The 514-nt window shown below is 71.0% G+C and carries 1 protein-coding gene; it reads left to right on the forward strand.

The genetic code is table 11. From position 1 onward, the window contains the following. Positions 1 to 514, forward strand: a 514-nt coding sequence (locus HCJ94_RS29400; RefSeq protein WP_168004251.1) for an epoxide hydrolase family protein, incomplete at both ends; no start/stop codon positions are given.

A 514-nucleotide genomic window follows, 5' to 3' on the forward strand; every position in this document is an offset into this window, starting at 1 on the left:
CTACGACTGGCGCGCGTTCGAGGCGAAGCTGAACGCTCTTCCGCAGTACACGACCGACATCGACGGCGTCGAGATCCATTTCGTCCACGTGCGGTCGCGGCATGAGGACGCCCTGCCGCTGATCATGACGCACGGCTGGCCGGGCTCGGTCGTCGAGCTGCTCGGGGTCGTCGGCCCGCTGACCGACCCGACGGCGCACGGTGGACGGGCCGAGGACGCCTTCCACCTGGTGCTGCCGTCCCTGCCTGGCTACGGCTTCTCGGGCCAGCCGACCGAGCCCGGCTGGGAGTCCGGCCGCATCGCACGTGCGTGGGCGGAGCTGATGGACCGCCTCGGCTACACGCGCTATGTCGCACAGGGCGGCGACGTGGGCGCCTCCGTCGCGGACGCCATGGGCCGCCAAGCGCCCGAGGGGCTGCTCGGCATCCACATCAACTTGCTTGTGGCGTCGCTGGGTCTCGAGGACCAACTGCCTGCGGAGTCCGAGCAGGAACGCGCGGCGCACGACGCGGTC

This window comes from Micromonospora thermarum (assembly GCF_012034245.1).
Classification (GTDB): Bacteria; Actinomycetota; Actinomycetes; order Mycobacteriales; family Micromonosporaceae; genus Micromonospora; species Micromonospora thermarum.